Raw genomic sequence first — 16,283 nt, 5'->3', positions numbered from 1 at the left:
AGGACGTCGGGCGTGTGGAGCCGGTTCGACAGGGCTGCCGCGGGGTGAGCGTCGCGCCGTACGCACCGCCCCGCCGGGGCCGTCCGGTCGCCGTCCGGGCCGGGGTCGCCGCCGCCCAGCTGGCCGCCGCGACGGTCATGATCTTCCTGCTGACCACGATGCTCCCCGGCGAGACCGCGGAGATCGTCCTCGGCCCGGACGCCACCGACGACCAGGTGCGGGAGCTGTCCGCCCGGCTCGGGACGGACCGGCCGGCCGTCGACCGCTTCGCCGACTGGGCCGGCGGCGCGCTCACCGGCGATCTGGGCACGTCACTGGTGACGGGCCGGGCCGTCGTCGACGAGATCGCCGACCGGCTCGGCTCCACCGTCCTGCTCACCGGCCTGTCGCTGCTCGTCACCGTCCCGCTCGCCGTGCTGGTCGGTGCCGCTGCGGGACGCAGGCCGGGCAGCGCCGCCGACCGGGTCTCCACCGCGGCGGTCTCGGCGCTGCAGGCCGCGCCGCAGTTCGCGCTCGGGCTGTTGCTGGTCGCGGTGTTCGCGTTGCAGCTGGGCTGGCTCCCGGCGACGGCGGGCGGGGGCGCGCTGCTCACCCCGTCGGTCCTGGTGCTACCGGTCGCCGTGCTGGCCGCGTCGCAGCTGGGCTGGCTGTCCCGCCAGGTCCGGCAGGGCGTCCTGCAGACCGACCGGTCACCGCACGTCACGCACCTGCGCCGGCTCGGGCTGCCGGAGCGGGTCGTGCTGTGGCGGCACGTGCTGCCGGGTGGCGTGGCGCCGTCGCTGCAGCAGCTGGCGCGGATCGTCGAGGGCACCCTGGGCGGCGTCGTCGTGATCGAGTCGCTTTTCGCCCTGCCCGGGATCGGCGCCGGTGTCGTCGAGGCGGTGCAGAGCCGTGACCTGCCGCTGGTGCAGGGCTACGCGGTGCTGGCCGCGGTCGTCACGATCGTGCTGAACCTGCTGGTCGACCTGCTGACCGCCCGACTCACCCCGGTCCGGGAGGAGGCGCCGTGAGCCGGGCGACGCTCGGGTTCGCGCTGGCCGGTGTGCCACTGGCGTGCGCGCTGCTGGGCCCGCTGCTCGCACCCCTGCTCCCCGCCGACGACGGCGCGGGCGCGCTGCTGCCGCCCGGGCCCGGCCATCCGCTGGGCACCGACGCGCTCGGCCGCGACGTGCTCACGCTCGCCCTGACCGGAGGGACGACCGTCGTCGGGCTGACCGCCGGGGCACTGCTGCTGTCGTACCTCGTGGCGATGCCGCTCGGGCTGGTCCTCGCCGCGACCCGGGCCCGGTGGGCCGCGACCGCGACCCAGCGCGTGCTCGACGTGCTGCTCGTGCTGCCGTCGCTGGTGGTGTTGCTGGTCCTGGCCGGGACCGGGCGGCGCGGCATCGGCTGGCTGCTGGTGGCGGCGGCCGTGCTGCAGCTTCCCGCGATCGTGCGGCTGGTCCGCAGCGCGGCCGGGGCGCCGTCCCGCCGGGTGGCGCTGGAGACGATGGCGCAGAACGGCGAGCCGTGGTGGCGGATCCACCTGGTGGAGACCGGCCGGTTCGTCGCCGGGCCGGTCCTGGTGGACGCCGGCACCCGCGGCGTGATGATCCTCGGCCTCCTGGCGAGTGCGAGCTTCCTCGGGGTCGGCCTGCCACCGGACACGGTGGACTGGGCCGTGGTGATCGAGCAGAACTCGGCGTCGCTGTTCCTCGCCCCGGCCGCCCTGTTGGTGCCCGCCACGCTGCTGGTCGCGCTGGCCGCGGGGACGAGCCTGCTGGTGGACCGGATCGCCGACCGGACGGGAGCGGTGGCATGACCGCGGCGCTCGCAGTGTGCGGCCTCGGCGCCCGGACCGCGGACGGCACAGTGCTGCTGGACGGCGTCGATCTCGACCTCCTCCCGGGCCGGGTGCTGGCCGTGGTGGGCCCGTCCGGCGCGGGGAAGTCCACCCTGGGCCTGGCCCTGCTCGGCGAGGCGGCGACCGGGGTGGAACCGACCGGTTCGGTGCGGGTGCAGGGCACCGAGCTCCTCGGACTGTCCGGCGGCGCGCTGCGCCGGGCCCGCGCCGGGCGGGTGGGACACCTCCCGCAGCACCCCGGCGTCGTCCTCGATCCGGTCCGCCGGGCCGGACCGGTCCTCGACGAGCTGGCCGCGACCGTCCACGGCCACGGCCGTGCGCACCGGGCGGCCCGCGCCGCCGCGGTCGTCCAGGCCCTGGACCGGGCCGGGCTCGGCACCGAGCCCGGGCTCGCCCGCCGCTTCCCGCACCAGCTCTCGGGTGGCCAGCAGCAGCGGATGGCGCTGGCGCAGACGCTGGTCACCGGCCCCGACGTCGTCGTGCTGGACGAACCCACCACCGGCCTGGACCCCGACACCACCGGCGCCGTGACCGGGCAGCTGGCCGCGCTCGCCCGCGCCGGGACCGCGCTGGTGCTGCTCACCCACGATCTGGACACGGCCCGCAGGCTCGCCGACGACGTGCTCGAGCTCGACGGCGGCAGGCCCGCCCGGCGCGGCACCGCCCGGGAGGTGCTCGGGCCGCCGGTGGCGGAGGCCGGGTCCGTGCAGCGGCCGCCCGGTGACCCGTTGCTGGAGGTGACGGACCTGTCCGTCCGGACCGCCGGGGGGATCACGCTGCTCGCGGGCGTCGGGCTGTCGGTGGAGCGGGGTGGCTGCCTCGCCGTCGTCGGGCCGTCGGGGGCGGGCAAGACCACCCTGGGACGGGCGCTGGCCGGGCTGGTCCCGAGCGACGGCGGGATCCTCGTGACGGGCACCCGCGCGACCGGGGACCACCGGGCCGTCCAGTACGTGCACCAGGACTACCGGTCGGCGTTCCTCGACCACCGCCCGGTGCTCGACCAGGTCGCCCGCCCCGCGGAGCTGCTGCGCGGGCTGCCCCGCGCCGACGCACGAGCGGAGGCGACCGCGCTGCTCGGACGGCTCGGACTGGCGCCGGCGGACACCGGCCGGCGTCCGGGCGGCCTGTCCGGCGGCCAGCTGCAGCGGGCCTCGGTCGCCAGAGCCCTGCTGGCGCGGCCGTCGGTGCTCGTCACGGACGAGGCCACCTCGGCACTGGACGGCCGGCACCGCGCGCTGCTGCTCGCCGAGCTCGCGCGGGCCCGGCACGACGACGGTCTCGCCGTCGTGCTGATCAGCCACGACCCTGCGACCGTCACCGCGGCGGACCGGGTCCTCGCGCTCGCGGACGGGCGGGTCGTGGACACGCCCGCCCCGGCGACGACCGGGTAGGGGTCAGATACCGAGGTGCTCGCGCAGGACCGCCGCGGTCTCGGTGGTGGTCTCGGCGTGCAGCCGGCAGTGCTCGTGATGGTCGGCGTGCGCGCCGCAGGCGGCCGCGCTCGCCTCGCAGGCCCGCAGTGCCGCGGCGGCCGCGGTCTCGGCGACGGCCCGGTCCGCCGCCCGCCGGCCCAGGACCCGCGCCGCGGCCGAGCACAGGTCCGCGCAGTCGAGCGCGAGCAGCACCTCCCGTTCCATCCCGCCGCCCGCGACCATCGCGGACGCGCACGCCGTGCTCGCCCGCTCCGCGTCGTGCAGCTTCTCGACGACGACCGCCGGCGTGGTCACGCCCGCGGCGTCCAGTACGTGGTGGCTCATCGCGATCCCTCTCCTCGGTGGTCCGGGCGGGATTCCCGGTGGGACCGGGCGCTACTCCTGTCGGCGTGTCCTTCATTACTGAACACCTCGTCATATGTGACGTAATGTCGCCGCCATGTCCGCGCTCCCCGCCGTCACGGTCTGCCGGGGGTGCTGCTGCGGCTCCGGCCGGAAGCACCCGGGCGTCGACCACGCCGCCGTCCTCGACCGGATCACCGCCGGCACCGACGGGCACGCCCGTCTCCGGACCAGCGACTGCCTGGGCCCGTGCGCCGACTCCGACGTCGTCGTGGTCGGCCCGGTCCCCTCGGCCCGCCGGTCCGGCGCCCGGCCGGTCTGGCTGCGGCGGGTGCTCGACCACGACGCCGCCGACGCCCTCGCGCGCTGGGTGCGCGCAGGCGGGCCGGGCGTGGCCGAACGGCCCGCCGAGCTGGACGGGCACGTCTTCGCCCCCGGTCTGCGGGCGGCGGGATGAGGCCCCCGGAACTCACCCGGCGCGGCTTCCTCGCCGCGGGACTCGGCGCCGCCGGGCTCGTCCTCGCCGGCTGCGGCGGCGGTTCCGGCTCCGGGACCGACCGGCTGCGGGCCGCGTTCGCCGCGGGCGGATCCCGCGAGTCCCTCGACCCGCACGTCCTGCCCCTCTACGTCGACCAGGCGCGGGCGAAGGCGTGCTTCGACACGCTCACCGGCTGGTCGCAGGACATGACGCCGGAGCCCCGGCTCGCCGAGTCCTGGGAGAGCGACCCCTCCGGCACCCGCTGGCGGATCGTGCTGCGCGACGCCCGGTTCCACGACGACCGGCCGCTGACCGCCGACGACGTCCTGTACTCGCTGCGCCGCATCACCGACCCGGCGACCACCGGGATCGCCGCCGCGCTGTTCCGCGATCTCGACCTCACCGCGTCACGGGCGACGGCGCCGCGGGAGCTGGAGCTCGTCCTGAACCGTCCGAACTTCGTGTTCCCGCTGGCCTGGGGCGCACCCGGCACCGAGATCGTCCAGCAGGGGGCCACGACGTTCGACGCCCCCGTCGGCACCGGCCCGTTCCGCTTCGCCTCCTTCACCCCGGGCGGCCCGGCGCTCTACACCGCGTTCGACGGCCACTGGGACGGCAGGCCGGCGATCGGCGAGCTCGAGTTCCTCCCGGTCGACGACGAGGAGGCCCGGATCGGCGCGCTGCTCTCCGGCCAGATCGACTATGCGCACGACCTCACCCCGGCGGGAGCGGCCCGGCTCGACGGCGACGCGCGGGCCTCGGCACTGTCGGCCCCTGCGTCGGCGAACCAGTTCCTGGTGCTCCGGGTGGACCGCCCGCCGTTCGACGACCCGCGGCTGCGCGAGGCCGTCCGGCTCGGCATCGACCGCGAGGAGCTGGTCCGGATCGCGCTGCTCGGGCGCGGCAGGCCCGGGAACGACATGTTCGGGCAGGGGCTGCGCTACTACCCGGACGTCCCGCAGGTCACCCGGGACGTCGATCGCGCCCGGGCCCTCGTGGCCGACGCCGGCGCGCAGGGGCTGGCCGTCGAGCTCCAGACCAGCGGGGCCGACCCGAACTTCGACGCCGCCACCGCCGTCGTCGCGCGGCAGCTCGACGGGATCGGGCTCCGGGTGACGCCCCGTGCGCTGCCGTCGGAGAACTACTTCAAGGCCATCCGGCAGCAGGGCGTGTTCTCCCAGAACAGCACCGGTGCGCTGCCGATCCCCGACTACGTCGGACGCCGGATGCTCACCTCCACCCCCACCTACGACTTCACCGGCTACCGCAACCCGGAGATCGACCGGCTCTACTACGGCGCCATCGGCACCGACGACGAGGCCGCCCGCACCGACGGCTTCGGCCGCATCATGCAGACCCTGCGCTCCGACTCGGGCGGACTGGTCTGGGGCGTGCGGGACTGGAACGTCGGCGTGTCCGGCGGGGTCGCCGGGCTGGAGCCGGCACGACCCAACACCTTCGCCTGGGCGAACTTCGCCGGCGCCCGGCTCGCCTGACCACCGGCCCGACACGCGGCGCAGCCGACCGCCCGGCCCTGCGCCCGGGCCCGAGCCGCCCTGCTCCCGAAGCCGCACAGCTTCCGGCCTTGTCGCGCATCCTGCGGGATCACCGCGCAGGGCCGAGCCCGTGCGGGAGCCCGGCACCCTGTGCGGCTACATGCCTCGGGAGCGCCGCGCTCACCGCGCACCTGGCACGGTCGCCGCACAGGATCCGTCCTCACCGCACACCTCGCGGGGCAACCGCAGAGGACCTAGCTCGTGCGGGAGCCCGGCACCCTGTGCGGCAGCGCTACCGGCGGCCGTCGACCTGTGCGGCTGCGCCTCGACCTGTGCGGCTGCCGGGCATGGGGACCGCGCGGCACGGTGTCCGCGCCGTCGCAGTCCCGGCCCGACAGCCGCACAGCGTCCGCGCACGCCGCTCACACCGCGTCGCAATCGCACAGGACCTGTCCCGTGCGGTGGCCCACCACCCTGTGCGGCTGTGTCGGTCGGATCGGGTGCCCGGCGGGTCAGCGGATCGCGACCAGCATCCGGCGGTCGAAGGTCTGGGTCAGGGTCCCCACCTCGGCGAAGCCGGCTCCGCGCAGCGCGTCCTCCCAGGCCGGGAGGGTCGACCCGCCTGCCACGTGATCGGCGAACCGGCGCTCCCGCTCGGCGAACTCCGTGGCCAGCGTGGGCTCGTCGGCGAGGGCGTCCCACCAGGCGCGGAAGTCCTCACCGGTGGCGAGACCGCGCTCGGTCCGCTGTTCGCGCAGCCGCCGGGTCAGTGCGGCGAGGCGCGGTGCCGCCGGATCGGCGAGGAGGGTGTCGACGTTCACGAACACCCCGCCCGGCCGCAGGGTCCCGGCGAGCTGCGCCGCGAGTGCGGGTAGGGCGCCCTCCTGCAGCCAGTGCAGTCCGGTCGCCGACACGGCGGCGTCGAACGGGCCGCCCACCTGCTCCGTCCATTCCGGGCCGGACAGGTCGGCGTCGACCCAGCGGACCCGGTCCCCGGTGGTACGGCGGGCGAGCTCGAGCATCACCGGGTCGACGTCCACGCCGACGATCTCGGCCCCGGGGAAGCGGTCCGCCGCCCGCGAGGCCAGGGACCCCGGGCCGCAGGCGAGGTCGAGCAACCGCCCCGGGCCGGCATCGAGCCCGTCGACGACGTCGAGGGCGAGCCCGAACAGGTCCTCGCGGTCGGGCACGTAGCGGGTCTGCTGGGCGTCCCACCGGGCCAGCCAGTGCCCGGCGTCGAGATCGGGGGCGACGACCACGGAACTCCTCCTGCGTAGCGGATGCACCTGTGCCCCGACGCTATTCGGCCTCCATCCACAGGGGAACCCGCCTCCGATCGCGACGACGGTCACCCGCCGGAGTGGAGTGTCGAGGCGCCCGACCGCACCGGACCTGCGACGTTCACCGCGCGTGACGAATCGGCTCGAGATCCGGACACCTAGGGGTCTCGAACTGAGCGCAGCCCTAGATGTAGTGTCCGCGGCGCTGGTGGTTCACCGGCCCGCCCGGGTCGGTGAGGCAAGAGGGAACCCGGTGCGAATCCGGGACTGCCCCGCAGCGGTGAACGGGAACGACCGCCGTCACGAGCACTGGGAGATCCTCCCGGGAAGCGACGGCCAGTAGGCCGGGCGCCTGCGGCACTCGTGAGTGGAAAAGTCGGCTCAGGCCGCGATAACCACTCACGGGCGCCGAAGGCGCCCGATACCCGTGAGTCCGAAGACCTGCCACCGGTGCGCGCACCGCCCGGTGTGCGCTGCTCCGGGGCCTCGCGGGAGGGCGCCAGGGTGCGGTGCTCCATGCCGTCTCCTCACCTCGCGCGCGGTCACGGACCGACGGCGACTCGCGAGGAGAGAGCCCGTGACCGCATCCACCGCTCCCCCTGCCTCACCGAACGGCATCGCACCGGCCGCGCTGCGCGTGATCCGGCGCGACGGTTCCGAGACGAGCTTCGACGCCTCGAAGATCTCGGTGGCGATGACCAAGGCGTTCCTGGCCGTCGAGGGCGGCGCCGGGGCGTCGTCGTCCCGGCTGCACCCGCTCGTCCAGGAGCTGACCGGCCAGGTCGTCGCGGCGCTGCACCGGCACCCGACGCCGGTCGTGCAGGTCGAGCAGATCCAGGACCAGGTCGAGCTCGCGCTCATGCGCGGCGAGCACCACAAGGTCGCCCGCTCCTACGTCCTCTACCGCGAGCAGCAGGCGCAGGCACGTGCGAGCGGCCCCGACGCCGGCGGGGCGAGCGCGACGATCCACGTCACCGGCCCGGACGGCACGCGGGCCCCGCTGGACCGCGACCGGGTCGAGACCGTGCTGGCCGAGGCCCTCGACGGGATCGACGACGTCGAGGCCGCCCCCGTGCTGGCCGAGCTGGACCGCACGGTCTACGACGGCATCACCGCCGACGAGCTCTCGCAGGCGCTTGTCATGGCGGCCCGGACGCTCGTCGAGCGGGAGCCGGACTACTCGCTCGTCGCGTCGCGGCTGCTCATGGACCGGCTGCGCGCCGAGGCGGTGTCGCACCTGTCCGGCACCCGGGAGACCCCGGACCAGGCCACGATGGCCCGGGACTACGCGTCCTACACGAAGGACTACCTGCGGCACGCGATCGCGATCGGCCTGGTCGACGCCGAGCTGGCCACCTTCGACCTGGACCGGGTCACGGCGGCGCTGCACCCCGAGCGCGACCTGCAGATCGGCTTCCTCGGCCTCCAGACCCTGTACGACCGGTACTTCCTGCACGAGCACGGCACCCGGTTCGAGCTGCCCCAGGCGTTCTTCCTGCGGGTCGCGATGGGACTGGCCGTCCGCGAGGTCGACCGCGAGGCCCGCGCGATCGAGTTCTACGAGCTGCTGTCGAGCTTCGACTTCATGGCCTCCACCCCGACGCTGTTCAACTCCGGCACGACCCGGCCGCAGCTGTCGTCGTGCTTCCTCACCACCGTCGACGACGACCTCGACTCGATCTTCGGCGGCTACCGCAACAACGCGCTCCTCGCGAAGTACTCCGGCGGGCTGGGCAACGACTGGACCCCGGTCCGTGGCCTCGGCGCGCACATCCGCGGCACCAACGGTGTCTCGCAGGGCGTCGTGCCGTTCCTCAAGATCGCCGGGGACACCGCCGTCGCCGTCAACCAGGGTGGCAAGCGCAAGGGCGCGGCGTGCGCCTACCTGGAGACGTGGCACGTCGACATCGAGGAGTTCCTCGACCTCCGCAAGAACACCGGCGACGACCGCCGTCGCACCCACGACATGAACACCGCGAACTGGGTGCCCGACGAGTTCCTCCGCCGGGTGGAGGCCGACACCACGTGGACGCTGTTCTCCCCGGACGAGGTGCCGGACCTGCACGATCTCTACGGCCTCGAGTTCGCCGAGCGGTACCGCGCGTACGAGGCAGCGGCCGAGCGGGGCGAGCTGCGCGTCCACCGGACGGTCCGCGCCGTGGACCTGTGGCGGCGGATGCTGACCATGCTGTTCGAGACCGGGCACCCGTGGGTCACGTTCAAGGACCCGTGCAACCTGCGCAGCCCGCAGCAGCACGCCGGCGTCGTGCACTCGTCGAACCTGTGCACGGAGATCACGCTCAACACCCGGGCCGGGCACGACGACGACCGGGGCGAGGTCGCCGTCTGCAACCTGGGTTCGGTCAACCTGGCCGCGCACGTGACACGCGACGGGCTGGACGCGGACAAGCTGCGTCGCACGGTGACCACGGCGGTCCGGATGCTGGACAACGTCGTGGACATCAACTTCTACACGATCCCGGAGGCCCGCCGGTCCAACCTGCGCCACCGCCCGGTCGGCCTGGGGATGATGGGCTTCTCCGACGCGCTGTTCCTGCAGCGGATCGCGCCCGGCAGCGAGGCCGCGGTCGGCTTCGCCGACGTCAGCGCGGAGGTCCTGAGCTACCACGCGATCGCCGCGTCGTCGGACCTCGCGGCCGAGCGTGGTCGCTACGCGAGCTTCGAGGGCTCGCTGTGGAGCCGCGGCGTCCTGCCGATCGACTCGCTCGACCTGCTGGCCGACGCCCGCGGCGAGGGCGAGCTGGAGATCGACCGGTCCTCCACACTGGACTGGGCGTCGTTGCGGGAGACCGTCCGCACCCAGGGGATGCGCAACTCCAACGTGCTCGCCATCGCCCCGACGGCGACGATCTCGAACATCTGCGGGGTCGGGCAGTCGATCGAGCCGATCCACCTCAACCTGTACGTGAAGTCCAACATGTCCGGCGACTTCACCGTGGTCAACCCGCACCTGGTCCGCGACCTCAAGGAGCGCGGCCTGTGGGACGAGGTGATGGTCTCGGACCTCAAGTACTTCGACGGCTCACTGGCCGAGATCGACCGGGTGCCCGGCGACCTCAAGGAGCTGTACGCGACGGCGTTCGAGATCGAGCCGCGCTGGCTGGTCGAGGCCGCGTCGCGGCGGCAGAAGTGGCTCGACCAGGCCCAGTCGCTGAACCTGTACCTGGCCGGGCCGAGCGGGCGGAAGCTCGACGAGCTGTACCGCCTGGCCTGGCGCTCCGGTCTCAAGACCACCTACTACCTGCGGACCAGGGCGGCGACGTCGGTGGAGAAGTCCACCCTCAAGGGCACCGACGGGCGGCTGACCGGGGTCCCGACCGGGACGTCCGGGCCTGCCGGGCCTGCGGCCTCGCCCGCCGCGACGGTCCCCGCCGTGCCGGTGCCCGGCACGGCCGCCACCCCCGACCCGGCGGCGGTCCGGCCGGTGACGACCGGGGCGCCGTCCACCGGCCCGGCGGACTCCACCGCGACCGCGGAGACGGAGCTCGACCTCGATCCCGCCGCCGCCTGCTCGATCGACGACCCCGACTGCGAGGCCTGCCAGTGACCACCGTGGAGAACGACCCCGACACGACCGGCCTCGGCGAGATCGACCGCGGCGCGGCCCCGATCGACGCCGACGACAAGCGCATGATCAACGCGCGGGCGGACGTCAACCAGCTCCTGCCGCTGAAGTACCACTGGGCGTGGGACAAGTACCTGGCCGGCTGCTCGAACCACTGGATGCCGACCGAGGTCGCCATGCAGGCCGACATCGCGCTGTGGCGCAGCCGCGACGGACTGACCGACGACGAGCGCCTGATGCTCACCCGCAACCTGGGCTTCTTCGCCACGGCGGAGTCGCTGGTCGCGAACAACGTCGTGCTCGCCGTCTACCGGCACCTCACCAACCCTGAGTGCCGGCAGTACCTGCTGCGGCAGTCGTTCGAGGAGGCCGTGCACACGCACACCTTCCAGTACGTCTGCGAGTCGCTCGGTCTCGACGAGGGCGAGCTGTTCAACGCCTACCGGCAGGTCCCGTCGATCACCGACAAGGACGCGTGGGCGCTGCGTTACACCCAGGCGCTGTCCGACCCGGACTTCTGCACCGGCACCCCGGAGAACGACCGGGCGTTCCTGCGCGACCTCGTCGCGTTCTACGTCGTGTTCGAGGGGATGTGGTTCTACACCGGGTTCGCGCAGATCCTCGCTCTGGGCCGCCGGAACAAGATGGTCGGCGTCGCCGAGCAGTACCAGTACATCCTGCGCGACGAGTCGATCCACCTGAACTTCGGCATCGACTGCATCAACCAGATCAAGATCGAGAATCCACACCTGTGGACGGAGGAGTTCGCCGCCGAGATCCGCGCGATGCTGCACGAGGCCTGCGAGCTGGAGGTCGCCTACGCCCGCGACACCATGCCGCGGGGGATGCTCGGGCTGACCGCCGAGTCGTGCGAGCAGTACCTGCGTTTCATCACCGACCGGCGGGCCGAGCAGATCGGCCTGGCGCCGCTGTTCGGCCAGGCCGACAACCCGTTCCCGTGGATGAGCGAGGCGATGGACCTGCGGAAGGAGAAGAACTTCTTCGAGACGCGGGTGACCGAGTACCGCACCGGCGGCTCCCTGGAGTGGGACTGACGGCCGGCCCTCCCACCGAGATGCAGCTCAGCGTTCCGGCAGAGGCCCGTGGGCGACGCTGAGCTGCATCTCGGCGAGGTGACCGGCCGGGTCTTCGCAGGATTCGCCGAACGGCCCGGGAAGTACGCAGGACTTCGCCGTCGTGGGCCCCTCGCCCCCGGAGCAGCCGCAGGTCCAGGCTCGATGGGCCGGTCCTCACCGGCGTCGCACCTGGCCCTCCGAAGGCCCGTCCGCTCCGCCGGGAGGAGTTCGCATGACAGTCGAGCACAAGGTCCGCGTCCATCGCAGCGAGGAGGACCTCGCGCGGCCCGACCAGCTCGCATGGAAGATCGCCGAGGTCGCGGCGGACGGGATCGCCCCGCCCGCCGAGGTCGCCGACATGGTCGTGAACCGGTTGATCGACAACGCCGGCGTGGCGACCGCGTCGCTGGACCGCCGCCCGGTCGTCGCGGCTCGGGCGCAGGCGCTGCGGCACGCGGCGGCGTCCGGCCGTGCGGGCGCGGTCGTGTTCGGCACCCGAGAGCGTGTCTCGCCGGAGTGGGCGGCGTGGGCCAACGGCGTCGCGGTGCGCGAGCTGGACTACCACGACACGTTCCTCGCCGCGGACTACTCCCACCCCGGCGACAACATTCCCCCGCTACTTGCCGTCGCCCAACACGTCGGCGCCGACGGTGCCGCTCTGACCCGTGCCGTCGCCGTGGCCTACGAGGTGCAGGTCGCCCTGGTGACCGGCATCTGCCTGCACCAGCACAAGATCGACCACGTGGCGCACCTCGGCCCGTCGGTCGCCGCCGGGATCGGCGCGCTGCTCGACCTGCCGACCGAGATCACCTGGCAGGCGGTGCAGCAGGCCCTGCACACCACGACCGCGACCCGGCAGTCCCGCAAGGGCGAGATCTCGTCGTGGAAGGCCTTCGCGCCCGCCTTCGCCGGCAAGGTCGCGATCGAGGCCGCGGACCGCGCCATGCTCGGCGAGGGCGCGCCGTCGCCGATCTACGAGGGCGAGGACGGGGTGATCGCGTGGCTGCTGGACGGTCCGGACGCCGGCTACACGGTGCCGCTGCCGGAGCGCGGTGAGGCACCCCGGGCGATCCTGCAGACCTACACCAAGGAGCACTCCGCGGAGTACCAGAGTCAGGCGCTGATCGACCTCGCCCGGCGTCTCGGGCCTCGCATCCGGGAGGCGGGCGGCCCGGAACGGGTCCGCAGCATCGTCATCCACACCAGCCACCACACGCACTACGTGATCGGCTCCGGCTCGGGCGATCCGCAGAAGTACGACCCGAAGGCGTCGCGGGAGACCCTGGACCACTCGATCCCCTACATCGTCGCCGTGGCGCTGCTCGACGGCAGGTTCCACCACGAGCGGTCCTACCCGCCGCACCGCCCGACCGACGACGAGCTCGTCCGGCTCTGGCACGCGGTCTCCACCGTGGAGGATCCGGAGTGGACGCGCCGGTACCACTCGGCGGACCCGGACGAGAAGGCGTTCGGCGGCCGGGTGGAGGTCTCCCTCGACGACGGCCGGACGCTCGTCGACGAGATCGCGGTCGCCGACGCGCACCCGCTGGGCGCCCGCCCGTTCGGCCGCGACGAGTACCTGGGCAAGTTCCGCGACCTGGCCCGCGACCTGGTGGACCGGGTGGAGCAGGACCGGTTCCTCGACGCCGCGCTGCGGCTGCCCGAGCTCACCGCGGACGAGCTGGGCGAGCTGACGGTCGTCCCGACGGCGCTCGCCACCCATTCCGACCGCGGAGTCTTCTGATGCTCGGCACGACCACGACGGCGCACGAGCGGCGGGTCGCGCTGCGGGAGGCACTGGCGAGCGGACGGCTGCTGCAGTTCCCGGGCGCGTTCAACGCGCTGTCCGCCCAGCTGATCGCCGAACAGGGCTTCGACGGCGTCTACGTCTCGGGCGCGGTGCTCTCGGCGGAGCTCGGGCTGCCCGACGTCGGCCTGACCACCGCCACCGAGGTGGCCGGGCGGGCGGCCACCATCGCCCGCGCCACCGGCCTGCCCACGCTCGTCGATGCCGACACCGGCTGGGGCGGCCCGGCCAACGTGGCCCGGACGATCCAGACGTTCGAGGACGCCGGGGTCTCCGGCTGCCACCTCGAGGACCAGATCGACCAGAAGCGCTGCGGCCACCTGTCCGGCAAGGAACTCGTGTCCACCGACGACATGTGCACCCGGATCCGCGCCGCGGTCCGGGGCAGGCGCGACGAGGCGTTCGTCCTCTGTGCCCGGACCGACGCCCGCGCGGTGGAGGGCATGGACGCGGCGGTCGCCCGCGCGCGGTCCTACGTCGAGGCCGGGGCGGACATGGTGTTCGCCGAGGCGCTGACCTCGCCGGACGAGTACGCCGCGTTCCGCGACGCGCTGGACGTCCCGCTGCTGGCCAACATGACCGAGTTCGGGCGCACCCCGCTGCTGGACGCCGCGACGCTCGAGAAGCTCGGCGTGAACGTCGTCATCTACCCGGTGACCCTGCTCCGGCTGGCCATGGGCGCCGCCGAGGCCGGCCTCGCCGAGATCCGCCGCACCGGGACCCAGGCCGGCGTGGTGGATCGCATGCAGACCCGGGCCCGGCTCTACGAGCTCATCCGCTACGACGCCTACGGCGAGTTCGACGCCACGCTCGCCGGCCACCTCGACGAGGAGGACCCCGCATGACCGTCACCGACGCACCTCCGCAGATCCACAAGGGCCTCGCCGGAGTCGTCGCCGACACGACGGCGATCTCCAAGGTGGACTCCGACACCAACTCGCTGCTCTACCGCGGCTACCCGGTGCAGGACCTGTGCGCACGCGGGAGCTTCCTCGAGGTCGCGCACCTGCTCTGGCACGGCGAGCTGCCGGACGCCGCGCAGCTGGCCGACCTCGACGCACGGGAGAAGGCGCTGCGGCCGCTGCACCGCAGCCTGCGGTCGCTGCTGCTCGCCACGCCCGACAGCTGCCACCCGATGGACACCCTGCGCACCGCCGTGAGCTGGCTCGGGTCGGAGGACGCGCAGGAGGACGACGCCGGGGCGAACTCGGCGAAGTCGCTGCGGCTGCTCGCCGCACTGCCCACCGTCGTCGCACTCGACCAGCGCCGTCGCCGCGGGCTGGACCCGATCGCGCCGGACCCGGACCTGGGGTACGCGGCGAACTTCTTCCAGATGACCTTCGGCGAGCTCCCCGAGCCCGAGGTGGTCCGGGCGTTCGAGGTCTCGATGATCCTCTACGCCGAGCACAGCTTCAACGCCTCGACGTTCACCGCACGGGTGGTGACCTCGACGTTGTCGGACCTGTACAGCGCCGTCGTCGCGGGGATCGGTGCGCTGAAGGGCCCGCTGCACGGCGGGGCGAACGAGGCCGTCATGCACATGCTGGCCGAGATCGACGGCCCGGACGCCGCCGAGGCGTGGCTGGCCGACGCGCTGGCGAACAAGAAGAAGATCATGGGATTCGGGCACCGGGTGTACAAGCGCGGCGACTCCCGGGTGCCGACCCTGCAGACGGCGCTGGAGGAGGTCGTCGCGCTGCGTGGAGCCCAGGAGCTGCTCGGGACGCACTCGGCGCTGGCCGCCGCGATGCTGCGGGAGAAGGGCCTGCACCCGAATCTCGACTACCCGGCGGGCCCGCTCTACCACCTGATGGGGTTCGACATCCCGATGTTCACCCCGCTGTTCGTGATGTCCCGGATCACCGGCTGGACCGCGCACATCACCGAGCAGCTCGCGGCGAACTCCCTCATCCGCCCGCTGGCGGCCTACGAGGGCTCGGCACGCCGCGAGGTCCCGGACCCCGGCTGACCAGCCGGTCCCCCACCGGCCGGGCCCGCCCGTCGATCACGGGCAGGTCCGGCCGGCACCGGCGGTACCCGGTCGGCCAGCGCGGCCGTGCGGCGCACCACGGGTTCCAGCTCGGCGAACGGCAGCCGGGCGGGCTGGACGTGGCACAGCAGGTCGGTCGCGTAGGGGAGGCACGGGTCGGCCGCCAGCCCGGCGGCCACCTCCTGCTCGGTCCCCGCGTACACGTTGCCCGCGCGCAGGTGCGCCGCCGGATCGCGGCCCCACCGTGCGACGTGCGGCGCGAGCAGGTCGTGTACGGCCACCCGGGACGCACCCGGCACGACGGGGCGGGAGAGCCCGACCCGCCGCCCGCCCAGCGCGCGGAAGCGGGCGAGCAGCCGGGCGGAGCGGACGTCGTCGGGCCCGGACGGGCCGGACCGCCTGCCCGATAGCAGGCCCAGGCCGCGGGCCGCGGCCACCGCGACCCCGTCCTCGGACGACGTCGCGAGCCAGGTCCGCCCGCGCAGGCCCCGGACCGATGGGACGACGTCGGCGCGGACCAGCACGTCCAGCACCTCGGCGAGCCGGGCGTGCCGCTCCTCGGGCCGCACGCCGAACGCGTCCGCCGCCCCCGCGTCGGATCCCGCACCGACGCCCAGCTCCAGGCGGCCACCGCTCAGCGCGTCCACCGTCGCGGCGTCCTCCGCCAGCCGTAGTGGCTGCTCGAGCGGCCCGACGACGACCGCGGTCCCCAGCCGGATCCGCCCGGTCCGGGCGGCGACGGCGGCCAGCACGACGAGCGGGGACGACGCGTGGCCCTGCTGTGCACCGAGATGGTGCTGGGCGATCCAGAACGAGCCGAAGCCCAGCTCCTCGGCGAGCACGGCCAGCCGGACGGTGTCGGACAGCTCGGCCGCAGAGTCCCGCGGGCCGGAAGCGTGGGTCAGGACACCCCAATTCACCCTCGACACCTGATCAATCTTTCATAGATTGT

Annotated in this window: 13 protein-coding genes and 1 riboswitch; of the genes, 10 read left to right on the top strand and 3 right to left on the bottom strand. The window is 74.0% G+C overall.

What is annotated here, in order from left to right; all coding sequences use genetic code 11:
- Positions 1-44 precede the first annotated feature (44 nt).
- Genes PP1_RS19390 through PP1_RS19380 form a run of 3 tightly spaced genes read left to right on the top strand, consistent with a single transcriptional unit; the run spans position 45 to position 3,234 of the window.
- Entirely contained in the window at positions 45-1,010 is a 966-nt protein-coding gene (locus PP1_RS19390) for an ABC transporter permease (RefSeq protein ID WP_010227895.1), read from the top strand.
- Positions 1,007-1,801 carry an ABC transporter permease subunit gene (locus PP1_RS19385; protein ID WP_010227896.1) on the top strand — a complete coding sequence of 265 codons (795 nt, stop codon included), beginning with the start codon at positions 1,007-1,009 and terminating at the stop codon, positions 1,799-1,801. The genes PP1_RS19390 and PP1_RS19385 overlap by 4 nt, the downstream gene beginning before the upstream one ends.
- Entirely contained in the window at positions 1,798-3,234 is a 1,437-nt protein-coding gene (locus PP1_RS19380) for an ABC transporter ATP-binding protein (RefSeq protein ID WP_075314772.1), read from the top strand. Before PP1_RS19385 ends, PP1_RS19380 begins: the two co-directional genes overlap by 4 nt.
- 3 nt (positions 3,235-3,237) lie before the next feature.
- Here the strand turns inward: PP1_RS19380 and PP1_RS19375 are convergent, their stop codons facing one another.
- The gene (locus tag PP1_RS19375) at positions 3,238-3,600 is read right to left on the bottom strand and encodes a hypothetical protein (RefSeq protein WP_075297908.1); all 363 of its coding nucleotides are present in this window, start codon (positions 3,598-3,600) and stop codon (positions 3,238-3,240) included.
- Between the two features lie 115 nt (positions 3,601-3,715).
- Here PP1_RS19375 and PP1_RS19370 point away from each other — a divergent pair, with 115 nt between their 5' ends.
- On the top strand, positions 3,716-4,075 hold the full coding sequence (locus tag PP1_RS19370; protein WP_010234641.1) for a hypothetical protein: 360 nt from the start codon (positions 3,716-3,718) through the stop codon (positions 4,073-4,075).
- Positions 4,072-5,592, top strand: a complete 1,521-nt coding sequence (locus tag PP1_RS19365) for an ABC transporter substrate-binding protein (protein WP_010234639.1) — start codon at positions 4,072-4,074, stop codon at positions 5,590-5,592. The genes PP1_RS19370 and PP1_RS19365 overlap by 4 nt, the downstream gene beginning before the upstream one ends.
- Before the next feature lie 512 nt (positions 5,593-6,104).
- Here the strand turns inward: PP1_RS19365 and PP1_RS19360 are convergent.
- Positions 6,105-6,851, bottom strand: a complete 747-nt coding sequence (locus PP1_RS19360) for a class I SAM-dependent methyltransferase (protein WP_010234636.1) — start codon at positions 6,849-6,851, stop codon at positions 6,105-6,107.
- A 213-nt stretch (positions 6,852-7,064) separates the two neighbouring features.
- Positions 7,065-7,335: riboswitch (cobalamin riboswitch) on the top strand.
- 114 nt (positions 7,336-7,449) lie between these two features.
- Between PP1_RS19360 and PP1_RS19355 the strand changes: the two genes are divergently transcribed.
- The 5 genes from PP1_RS19355 (at position 7,450) to PP1_RS19335 (ending at position 15,310) form a co-directional block, all read left to right on the top strand.
- Positions 7,450-10,440, top strand: coding sequence for a ribonucleoside-diphosphate reductase subunit alpha (locus PP1_RS19355; RefSeq protein ID WP_083697257.1), 2,991 nt, complete (start codon positions 7,450-7,452; stop codon positions 10,438-10,440).
- The gene (locus PP1_RS19350) at positions 10,437-11,513 is read left to right on the top strand and encodes a ribonucleotide-diphosphate reductase subunit beta (protein ID WP_010226799.1); all 1,077 of its coding nucleotides are present in this window, start codon (positions 10,437-10,439) and stop codon (positions 11,511-11,513) included. Before PP1_RS19355 ends, PP1_RS19350 begins: the two co-directional genes overlap by 4 nt.
- A gap of 253 nt (positions 11,514-11,766) precedes the next feature.
- Complete coding sequence (locus tag PP1_RS19345) at positions 11,767-13,278, top strand: MmgE/PrpD family protein (protein WP_010226797.1); 1,512 nt, start codon at positions 11,767-11,769, stop codon at positions 13,276-13,278.
- Positions 13,278-14,186, top strand: a complete 909-nt coding sequence (prpB, locus tag PP1_RS19340) for a methylisocitrate lyase (protein WP_010226795.1) — start codon at positions 13,278-13,280, stop codon at positions 14,184-14,186. Before PP1_RS19345 ends, prpB begins: the two co-directional genes overlap by 1 nt.
- Positions 14,183-15,310, top strand: coding sequence for a bifunctional 2-methylcitrate synthase/citrate synthase (locus PP1_RS19335; RefSeq protein ID WP_010226793.1), 1,128 nt, complete (start codon positions 14,183-14,185; stop codon positions 15,308-15,310). The genes prpB and PP1_RS19335 overlap by 4 nt, the downstream gene beginning before the upstream one ends.
- On the opposite strand, the gene PP1_RS19330 is transcribed toward PP1_RS19335, so the two are convergent.
- Complete coding sequence (locus PP1_RS19330; protein WP_227012761.1) at positions 15,268-16,260, bottom strand: LLM class flavin-dependent oxidoreductase; 993 nt, start codon at positions 16,258-16,260, stop codon at positions 15,268-15,270. The two genes, PP1_RS19335 and PP1_RS19330, sit on opposite strands and share 43 nt — an antisense overlap.
- Between the last annotated feature and the right edge of the window lie 23 nt (positions 16,261-16,283).

Source organism: Pseudonocardia sp. P1, assembly GCF_000178675.2.
In the GTDB taxonomy this organism is placed as follows: domain Bacteria; phylum Actinomycetota; class Actinomycetes; order Mycobacteriales; family Pseudonocardiaceae; genus Pseudonocardia.
The sequence above is the reverse complement of the archived record's forward strand: the minus strand, read 5'-3'. Positions and strand labels throughout refer to the sequence as shown.